Source organism: Lacinutrix sp., assembly GCF_023299985.1.
Taxonomy (GTDB): Bacteria; Bacteroidota; Bacteroidia; order Flavobacteriales; family Flavobacteriaceae; genus Lacinutrix.
This window is the reverse complement of sequence record NZ_JALZVX010000022.1, coordinates 1-7,135: the sequence shown is the minus strand read 5'-3', so window position 1 is coordinate 7,135 and position 7,135 is coordinate 1. Positions and strand designations below refer to the sequence as shown.

Sequence of the window (7,135 nt, the reverse complement as noted above, 5' to 3'; positions counted from 1 at the left end):
AATACAAGACAAACAAGTAGAGCTGTTTTTTTAATCATAAGTTAGTTTAAAAGAGAAATTAAGTCTTAAAGGTAGTAAATAGAGTAGATTTAATGCAAATGAATACTGTTAAAGTGTTTTGTCTTGAAGATAATTAACTAAAAGTGCAACGACATAGCTATAACTTTTCATGCCTCCTTTTTGGTTATTGGCTTCTAAAAAAGTGTTATATGTGGTTTTAAATAAAGGTTCTATTGGGTTTTCATGGCTATCCCAAAAGACACGAACTTCTTGATAGTTTTTTAAAATACCTGCATTTACGGTTTGTAAAAGCACTTTGTATTGTTCAGGATTGCGTTTGTAGATTTCATGCAAACAATGTCTTAATCCAAAGGTGTAACCAGAGTATTTAAAATAGATATCTTCGTTATTTGTAGCTGCCAAAAAACCAATAAAATTAGCCTCGTTTTCTGCAGCATAACCTAATTGGTGTGCAACTTCATGAGAAGCTGTGGTTGGAATTTTAAACACAGGAATCATACTATTTATTTGTGCTTCATTAGATAAAGGATTTAAATAACCACTAAATCCCATATACGTTAAAGGGAAACTAAGTAAGGATTTTTTTATGCTTTTTCCTTTATATTCTAACTGTGGAAACGTTTTCTGTAATGCTAAATAACCTTCGGGAACCTTTGACATAACGTCTGACTTAGAATAAGAAAAAACCACTTTTATAGTATCGTTTTTTGCTATTTTAAGATGAATAGCGTTAGATTTTTCAATCAGGTTTTTAGTAACCGTAATAAGTTCTTCAGTAGTATAATCTGCTTTTAAATTTAGGTTTTTATGAAGCGGTAAACGGTAATAATTCATTGCCCAAAATAAATGAAAGGCGATGTAAACAATAGATAATGCCGAAAACACATCGATAAGCCAATTTTTAAAATCGTTAATAATTCTTTTTCTATTAATTATTAACCATCTTAAAATGTAGATAATGGCAAAGCTGTAAATAAAGTCTCCAAAAGAAAAAGGTAACCAACCTAAAGTATAGCGAAATAGTTTTGAGGTTAGTGGATATAAACCTTTGCTGTAATAGTTGTCAACAAAATCAGGAAAATTTGCCAATAGCTTCACTATTAAAAAAGCAGGAAGTATTGAAAACGCAATAAGGATTTTTTTGTTTTTCAGCATACTTCAAAAATAGTTAATTTTCTGTTAGACCACTCAGGTTTTTGTAACACAACAAGTCTTTTTTGTACTTTTGCAATTCATAAAATAAAATAAAACATGAATACTGAAATAAGAGCTTTAGAACCAAAAGAATTGTGGAACAAATTTGCCGACTTAAATGCAGTGCCAAGACCTTCTAAAAAAGAAGAACGTGTTATCGCTTTTATGAAGGATTTTGGAACCAATTTAGGTTTAGAAGTTATAGAAGACGAAGTTGGAAATGTTATTATTAAAAAGCCAGCAACTAGAGGTATGGAAGATCGTGTAACTATTGTTATGCAATCGCATTTAGATATGGTACATCAAAAAAATGCAGACACTACTTTCGATTTCGATAACCAAGGTATCGAAATGCATGTTGAAGGCGACTGGGTAAAAGCAAAAGGCACAACTTTAGGTGCAGATAATGGCTTAGGAGTAGCAACTATTATGGCTATTTTAGAAAGTACAGACATTGTGCATCCTGCAATTGAGGCTTTATTTACAATAGATGAAGAAACAGGGATGACAGGTGCCATGGGCTTAAAAGGCGGTTTGCTTTCTGGAGGTATTTTATTAAACTTAGATACCGAAGAAGATGATGAGATTGGAGTAGGTTGTGCAGGAGGAATAGATGTTACAGCTACTAGAACATATACTGAAGAGGAAACACCTGAGTTTAAAATAGGTTTTGAAATTGTTGTAAAAGGTTTACAAGGTGGACATTCTGGTATGCAAATACATGAAGGTTTAGGTAACGCTAATAAAATAATGAATCGTTTATTATTTGATGGTTTTGAAAACTTTGGTTTAAGAATTTCTCAAATAGATGGTGGAAGTTTGCGTAACGCAATACCAAGAGAGAGTAAAACTATTGTAGCAATAGATGCTATGCATGAAGCAGCTTTTGATACAGAAATGAGTTTGTTAGTTAAAACCATTCAGAAAGAATTAAAGACAATGGAACCAGATTTAGAGATAGTAATTTCTAAAACCGAAACACCAGAAAAAATAATGGATTTAGGTGTTCAAGAAGGTATTACACGTGCATTATATGCTGCCATTAATGGTGTGTATCGTATGAGTGCAGATATTAAAGACTTGGTAGAAACATCTAACAACGTTGCTAGAGTAATAGTAAAAGATGGTAGTATCAAAATTGGTTGTTTAACACGCTCGTCTGTTGAAAGTTCTAAAGTAGATTTAGCAAATATGTTGCGTGCTACTTTTGAGTTAACAGGTTGTGAGGTTGAATTGTCTGGAGATTATCCTGGTTGGACACCAAATATGGATTCTTCTATTTTAAAAGTATTAAGTAGTTTATACGAAAAAATAAATGGTGAAAAAGCACATGTTGCTGCTTGTCATGCAGGATTAGAATGTGGTATTCTTGGGCAAAATTATCCAGATATGGAAATGATTAGTTTTGGACCAACCATAAAAGGTGCTCACAGTCCAGATGAACGTGCTCAAATTTCTTCAGCTAAAAAATATTGGAACTTTGTTTTAGAGATATTAAAAGAGATTCCTAAGAAATAAATAGACAATTATGTTATTTAGAGTATCACGAAACATCTTTTGATACTACCAAATTTATAAAAGTAAAAATCAGAAAGCACAGTTTTTAAACTGTGCTTTCTGATTTTTTTTCGACTTATAAAGAGATTTGTTATATGTAGTTTTTATTTCGTCAGTCTATTTTTAAATCCATTTTTTTATGTAAAATTCTCGTTATCTCAACATAGTTATCGTTTAAAGTTCTGTAGAATATTATATGTCGATTAGTTTTGATTCCTAGAAGTTGTTATGATATTCCATTGTACTGTTTTCTTGATTCTCTACAATTTCTTGACAATTAGAAATGTGCGAACAGTAGTATTTGTCAGCTTGTCTTTCCCACCAATTTTTAAATGTATAATCCAAAATCTTCGATAAATCTTCAACGGCTTTGTTGGTCAACTTATATTTAGCCATTAGCGTGTTTTTTCGCTTTTAGAGATTCAAGATGTTTTTTTGGATCAAAGGCATGAGCTATTCCGTTATCAACTCCTTCTTGAATTGCTTTTTTCAAAGCAATAACTTTAGTTTCTTCTTCTTCCAAAAGTCTTAATCCTGCACGAATTACTTCACTAACATTTTTAAATCTTCCTTCGTTTATACTACTTTGCACAAGTTGGTCGAAATAATTCCCAAGAGGTATTGATGTGTTTTTATTCATTTGAATCCATTTATATCAAAAATTGGTATAAATTACAAATACCTTAAATTGTACTTAACTCATTAATAGAATAGTTCCTACTGTTGCTATCCTTAAATTGAAGCTCTTAAAGACTCTCAACAAACTCTAAAAACACTTTTTTATGCAATTCAAGATCTAGGTTAGGAGATAAAGACGCACGCACTATATAATCCTTATCACCTTCTTTAGTTGTGCCTTGCGTAGAGGTTGCTGGTATAGTCCAGTAACAACCATTTAACTGTCCATAGCTTACACAAAATTTACTTTCGTTGGGTATTTTAGTGATCATTAAATTTATTAATTTTAAATTTAATGCACGCTTATAGTTTTCTTTCTCTTGGTCTGTATTGCCTTTTGTAGGAAGGTCTAATGAAAAAACAGAAGGTGTAAAACCTTGTCCTGCCAGTTCTTGAGATACAAAATTTATTTTCGCTTGTGGTAATGTTTTATTGATGTAGTTTACAAATTCTCGCGTGTTGTTATAAGCATTTGTAATCCTTTGTGTCATAGATGGTAGTTGCTTGGCTAAAATTTGATATTGAAAACCTGTAGCTTCATTATCGCAAAGGTAAAGTTGTATTTCTATTTTTTCTAGCAAAGCTGTTGTTATAGTGTTTGCAACACAATAGCCAGCTGTACATTGTCCACCACTTGGAAATTTAGAGCCACTTGCAAATGAAATGGTTCTAATATTAGCGAGTATATTGTCTTCGCCTAAAAAATGTACATTTGGACAAAATGTTTGGTCTAATATAAAAACAGGATCTATAGCTATTTCACCAGTTTTAGTTTTACGCTCTTGACTTAAAACGGCCTTTAATTTTAAAAGATTTGGTACTTCAACTCTTGGATTTGTTGGAATCTCTGCAATAATGTATGGTATGGCATCTTTTGCAGCGATAGTATTTAAAACGGTATCAATACTTTGTACCATATCATTATTACCATCTACTAACAAATCCACTATTTCTACATTATCTATACAAGCAGCAACGCGTCTTGCTTGGTCGTTTGTGCCACCATAACAATTTGGAGGTACAACAATTTTTATGGCTTTTCCTTTGTGGTTTTCTATTGCATCGTTAACAAGTCCCATTAAAATGGCATATTGTATAGATAAGCCACTTGACGCTACTAATGGTTTTGTTGTAGTATTTGTTATTTTATTAATAGCATTTAAAACACTTGTTTTATTGGTGCCATTTATAGTTTCATTTTTAATTGAAGACTTATTTACTATAGATTGTAAAGCAGTATGTGCATTGCTTGGTGTCATTGCAATGGTTTCTCTTCTTCTTACATGTTGTATATCTGAAACATAATTGTTGTTATGTTTACCGTTAATTAATAAAACACTGCCTAAGTGTCCATGAAGATTAACATAAAAATCAATATTCGGATTCGCTTCTATACTTCCAAATTTAGTGTCATTAGAAATAAAAATAGCACTTCCATTAAATTCTGAAATGTCAGAAGCGTTTTCAATCTGCTTTAAATCGAAAGCGTAACCGTAAACAGTTTTTAGAATTTCAGTATTAAAAAAATCAGGTAGTTCTCCTGTGTAGGAGATTTGCGTATTTTTATTCTCCAATAAATTTTTTCTCAAGATTGCCAAAATAGGCATGGTTTGAGATGAAAAACTAATAACATGTTCTGGGTTTAAATTGTTTAAGTTAGCAATAACCCATTCTAGCACGCAAGATAACGGGTGACCTAGTCTAATATAATCGTAAGCCGTTGGTAATTTATTTAAAGCTTCAGTTGTAGCATTATTATTTTTGTATAAAATATCAAACTGATCTAAAAATTCAGTTTTAGCTAGTGCTTCATTATAAATATCTAATCTATGTGTAGTTGTAGTCAACCAGCCAGAAGGTGTGTTTTTTAACACCTCTTTTATATAATTTAACATTGTATTGTTTCTGTTTTTTCGTCTTTATAAAGACTAAATTTCTATTTGTTAGTATAGTAAAACCGAAAGTGTAAACCTATTTTTTCTCAGCAGTTAGCTCACAAATTTTGCAAATTACTTTTGTAGCTGCAATCATACTTTCCACAGGAACATATTCGTAGCGTCCATGAAAATTATGTCCACCAGCAAAAATATTTGGGCAAGGTAAACCCATATAACTTAATTGCGAACCATCTGTACCACCACGAATAGCTTTAATAAGTGGTTTTATGCCTAATTGTTTCATTGCTTCTTCAGCAATATCTACAATGTGCATTACTGGTTCTACTTTCTCTTTCATGTTAAAGTATTGATCTTTAATTTCAATTTCAATAACTTCTCTTCCGTATTGCGTATTTAACTCATCGGTTAGCTTTTGCATTACTTCTTTTCGTGCTTCAAAATGTCCACGATCATGATCACGAATAATGTATTCTAGTCTTGTGTCTTCTACTTCTCCTTTAATAGAGTAAAGGTGAAAGAATCCTTCGTAACCTTCCGTATGTTCTGGAGTTTCCATTCTAGGTAAAGAGTTTATAAACTCTGTAGCAATGTGCATAGAGTTTACCATTTTACCTTTGGCGTATCCTGGATGTACAATTTTTCCTTTAACACGTACTTTTGCTCCAGCAGCATTAAAGTTTTCGTATTCTAATTCACCAATTTGGCTTCCATCCATAGTATAAGCCCAATCTGCTCCAAACTTTTCTACATCAAATTTGTGAGCACCACGACCAATTTCTTCGTCGGGAGTAAAACCAACTTTTATGGTACCATGTTTTATTTGCGGATTTGCAACTAAGTATTCCATTGCCGAAATTATTTCTGTAATTCCTGCTTTATCGTCTGCTCCTAAAAGCGTTGTGCCATCTGTGGTAATTAAAGTCTGACCTTTATATAGTAATAAATCATCAAAATAATCTGGAGACAGTACAATGTTTTCAGCCTCGTTTAGCATGATATCTTTACCATCGTAATTCTCTATAATTTGAGGTTTAACGTTTGCTCCTGTAAAATCTGGAGTCGTATCAAAATGAGAAATAAAACCAATAGTTGGTACATCGTGATCAACATTACTTGGTAATGTAGCCATAATATAAGCGTTATCGTCTATAGTAACATCGCTCATGCCAATGGCTTTAAGTTCTATAACTAGTGCATTTGCTAAATCCCATTGTTTGGCTGTACTTGGTGTGGTATCGCTTTCAGGATCCGACTCTGTATCAACAGTTACATAACCTACAAAACGTTTTATAATAGCTTCTTTTGAAATCATTTGTTCTTCTTTTATTTGAAAGTATAAAAGTACGATTATTCATTAGGAATATAAATTGTAAATCACATTTTTTCGAAGTACTTTTGTGCAAACATTATTAAATGTACAAAGCACTATTAAGACCATTATTCTTTTTTTTCGATCCCGAAAAAATTCATCATTTTACATTCTCTTTAATAAAAATCACTTGCAAAATACCTGGAATGGCATTGCTTTTTAAAAGCATGTATGTGGTTGAAGATGCTAAGTTAGAGCGTAAACTTTTTGGTTTAACCTTTAAAAATCCAGTTGGCTTGGCTGCTGGTTTCGATAAAAATGCGGTATTGTATAATGAATTAGCAAACTTTGGTTTTGGTTTTATAGAGATAGGAACAGTTACACCTAAAGGGCAAGTGGGTAATCCTAAAAAGCGTTTGTTTAGACTTAAAGATGATAAAGGCATTATTAACAGAATGGGTTTTAATAATGAAGGACT

At 32.0% G+C, this 7,135-nt stretch carries 5 protein-coding genes and 2 pseudogenes; 2 read left to right on the top strand and 5 right to left on the bottom strand.

The window, feature by feature from the left end; translation table 11 throughout:
• Positions 1-108 precede the first annotated feature (108 nt).
• Entirely contained in the window at positions 109-1,176 is a 1,068-nt protein-coding gene (locus Q0C58_RS01470; protein WP_290696602.1) for a DUF3810 domain-containing protein, read from the bottom strand.
• Between the two features lie 96 nt (positions 1,177-1,272).
• Here Q0C58_RS01470 and Q0C58_RS01465 point away from each other — a divergent pair, with 96 nt between their 5' ends.
• Positions 1,273-2,733 carry an aminoacyl-histidine dipeptidase gene (locus Q0C58_RS01465; protein WP_290696600.1) on the top strand — a complete coding sequence of 487 codons (1,461 nt, stop codon included), beginning with the start codon at positions 1,273-1,275 and terminating at the stop codon, positions 2,731-2,733.
• A 151-nt stretch (positions 2,734-2,884) separates the two neighbouring features.
• On the opposite strand, the pseudogene Q0C58_RS01460 reads toward Q0C58_RS01465, so the two are convergent.
• From Q0C58_RS01460 to pepT, 4 genes and pseudogenes are all read right to left on the bottom strand, one after another.
• Positions 2,885-3,168: pseudogene (locus tag Q0C58_RS01460) on the bottom strand (type II toxin-antitoxin system RelE/ParE family toxin).
• Entirely contained in the window at positions 3,161-3,412 is a 252-nt protein-coding gene (locus Q0C58_RS01455) for a type II toxin-antitoxin system ParD family antitoxin (protein WP_290696598.1), read from the bottom strand. Before Q0C58_RS01455 ends, Q0C58_RS01460 begins: the two are co-directional and overlap by 8 nt.
• 106 nt (positions 3,413-3,518) lie before the next feature.
• Positions 3,519-5,345, bottom strand: a complete 1,827-nt coding sequence (locus Q0C58_RS01450; protein ID WP_290696596.1) for a PLP-dependent transferase — start codon at positions 5,343-5,345, stop codon at positions 3,519-3,521.
• Positions 5,346-5,421: 76 nt separating this feature from the next.
• Complete coding sequence (gene pepT / locus Q0C58_RS01445) at positions 5,422-6,660, bottom strand: peptidase T (protein WP_290696594.1); 1,239 nt, start codon at positions 6,658-6,660, stop codon at positions 5,422-5,424.
• Between the two features lie 101 nt (positions 6,661-6,761).
• On the opposite strand from pepT, the pseudogene Q0C58_RS01440 reads away from it, so the two are divergent.
• Positions 6,762-7,135: pseudogene (locus Q0C58_RS01440) on the top strand (dihydroorotate dehydrogenase (quinone)); the annotation flags it as partial.

Bases quoted from the DNA above. Each gene is read 5' to 3' on its own strand.
- Q0C58_RS01470 (WP_290696602.1), bottom strand. From the start codon at position 1,176: ATGCTGAAAAACAAAAAAATCCTTATTGCGTTTTCAATACTTCCTGCT.
- Q0C58_RS01455 (WP_290696598.1), bottom strand. From the start codon at position 3,412: ATGAATAAAAACACATCAATACCTCTTGGGAATTATTTCGACCAACTT.
- Q0C58_RS01465 (WP_290696600.1), top strand. From the start codon at position 1,273: ATGAATACTGAAATAAGAGCTTTAGAACCAAAAGAATTGTGGAACAAA.
- pepT (WP_290696594.1), bottom strand. From the start codon at position 6,660: ATGATTTCAAAAGAAGCTATTATAAAACGTTTTGTAGGTTATGTAACT.
- Q0C58_RS01450 (WP_290696596.1), bottom strand. From the start codon at position 5,345: ATGTTAAATTATATAAAAGAGGTGTTAAAAAACACACCTTCTGGCTGG.